Source organism: Ruminococcus sp. D54t1_190329_F1, from assembly GCF_015551645.1.
Lineage (GTDB): Bacteria > Bacillota > Clostridia > Lachnospirales > Lachnospiraceae > Blautia_A > Blautia_A faecis.
Genome location: NZ_JADNDC010000085.1, coordinates 1 through 2,203, shown reverse-complemented (window position 1 = coordinate 2,203; position 2,203 = coordinate 1). Strand labels below are relative to the sequence as shown.

Annotated in this window: 4 protein-coding genes and 1 pseudogene; all 5 read right to left on the bottom strand. The window is 39.4% G+C overall.

All coding sequences use genetic code 11. The annotated features are described in order from the left end of the window. On the bottom strand, window positions 1-287 hold a 287-nt coding region (locus tag I2D69_RS19575), incomplete at its 3' end, for a hypothetical protein (RefSeq protein ID WP_207741830.1). Window positions 288-523: 236 nt separating this feature from the next. Continuing rightward, the gene (locus tag I2D69_RS19565) at window positions 524-1,096 is read right to left on the bottom strand and encodes a hypothetical protein (protein WP_117649053.1); all 573 of its coding nucleotides are present in this window, start codon (window positions 1,094-1,096) and stop codon (window positions 524-526) included. A gap of 250 nt (window positions 1,097-1,346) precedes the next feature. After that, the gene (locus I2D69_RS19560) at window positions 1,347-1,586 is read right to left on the bottom strand and encodes a hypothetical protein (protein WP_005344271.1); all 240 of its coding nucleotides are present in this window, start codon (window positions 1,584-1,586) and stop codon (window positions 1,347-1,349) included. A gap of 12 nt (window positions 1,587-1,598) precedes the next feature. Then, window positions 1,599-1,811, bottom strand: a complete 213-nt coding sequence (locus I2D69_RS19555) for a hypothetical protein (RefSeq protein ID WP_023922630.1) — start codon at window positions 1,809-1,811, stop codon at window positions 1,599-1,601. A 14-nt stretch (window positions 1,812-1,825) separates the two neighbouring features. Then, window positions 1,826-2,203: pseudogene (locus I2D69_RS19550) on the bottom strand (DNA polymerase IV); the annotation flags it as partial.

Genomic DNA, 2,203 nt, shown 5'->3' with positions numbered 1-2,203 from the left:
TTTCTACCACTTCGATTATACTCACGACTTAATGACTTCTTGAATACTTGCCGAAAAAGAAAAACTGCCATCGGTTTTGATTCAAATTCTGGAAGGAATCCGGCGTAATCTTTATCTTCATCTCCCATAAGCCAATTTCTGAATTTGTCAAAATCCGAGTCTAAAACATAATCCTTCCCTTTTATGTCACTTAATACATTAAATGCAATTTTCCCGAATACACGATAATCTCCCATCGTCTCGCTCACATCAAACTGAGATGAAATTTGTTCTTCTCTATATTGCATTTGGTGATACTTTTGATTTCAGACCGCTAGGGCTGGCAATCAGAAAAGCCCGTGAAAGAGCAGGACTTTCTCGTAATGATTTAGGCGATAAGGTATTCTATGGGGAACGCCATATCGCAGATATTGAAAATACTGGGTCGCACCCAAGTTTTCAGTTATACCATGATTTAGTTACCATGTTCAATATATCGGTTGTACTATTTATATTCTACCACCACGTATCTCATATTACTCACCTACTCTTCCTCAACACCCAGTGACGGTTTAAATCTTTTATCCTTTGCCTGCGGCACCACGATCTCATAAAAATAAAATCCCAGATACCCAAGTGCCTGCTTCTTCATTTTATAAAAAGAAGTCCTGCCTATTCCTAACTCCTGCTGTACTTCCACATCTGTCTTATTATAATGACTGCAAAAACAAGAATGAAGGATCTCACTGAGCATCACACCATTCGGTGCATAAAACTTCACCAGTGTCATTCCACGATAGATCATATCTGACAAGCCGTAAATGATCATCAGGTTATTCATTTCCCGGTGCATCTTTGGCACATTCAGCTGATTGTTATAAATACTCAGATAACTCAACGCATATGCCATATCTTCATTGATCTTCTCCTGACACTCCATATCCAGTTCTTCCAATACAACCTGGTTTTCTAAAATCAGTTTCTGGTAGCTTGTCATCAGTTCTTTAATATCAGTATAATGTCTTTCGATCGTTACTTCCAGATAATTCTGTGCATGGTTTGCCATCTGGAAGGTAATTTCTTTCATTGATTTAATTGCATAATCTCTATCTGTCATCAGTTTCAAAATCTCCTTATCATCATCACACTAACTGGCGGTCTTTCAGACCAGTTCGCTTTCCCCATGATTTTGATGGGAAGCAATTACTTACTACAATTTGCAGAAGCGGATATCCAAAAGGCATTGTGGGAGTTGCCTTTGCTGACCGGAATCCATCTTCTTATGTAAAACCTGCAGGAATATAAAGGGAAAGTGACTATCCCTGCCGGTTAATAATCCAAATAATATCGTCTATACCTATCTCTCCTTATGCTGTTTTTCTCTCCATAAACCATTTATCCACTTCGTAAAACAAATGGCTTTCCTGTCCCTGTATCATACAGGTGTACATCATTCCTACACCGCCTGCCTTTCTGCTGGCGCATCGCTCGATTTTCAAAATTCTGTCAATGCTATACTTTCTTCCATCCTCCCATGTAAAAAATATGGGAACCAGCTGTCCGTCTTTCCGAAACTCTGCCACTACATCTACATATACTTTGTTCATGCCGACACCTCACTATAAAATCTCGATTGCTCTTGGCGATGCCGGAATCCTTCGGATATATCCGTTTTGCTCCAACTGCTTGATTCTGGAAAAAGCAGATGATGTTGATTTCACCCCGATCAACTCTCCAAATTCCCGAACTGTCGGCGGATATCCATGCTCCTTCGTATAATTCAAAATACACTGATAACTTTCTTCCTGTTTTCTGGTTAATGCTTTTTTCAAATCTATCCCTCCAATTACCCATGAAAATAACTGTGTGGATGGACCGTGTGCGTACCAGCGTCTAAGTGGGATAAGACTTTATCCTGGTACATTGCCGCTCGCTGTATACTGAAATATCCAAACCGTCGTCTGATCTCATCTACAGTACGATCCAGCTTCTCTAACTTTTCTTTTTTCTCCTGATTTCCAAATAAATCCAACTGCACGGGAATATCATCTAACACAAGATCCGCAGCTCGGATTCCCAGGCTTCTAATGGGATGTTCCCATTTGTAATTATCTTTAAATAGCTGAAATGCTGCAGTTACAATCTCATTTGTAATATTCGTTGGCTGTCGTAAATGTATCTGTCTGGAAAAACTATACAATCCATTATCTCGAACTGTAATTTC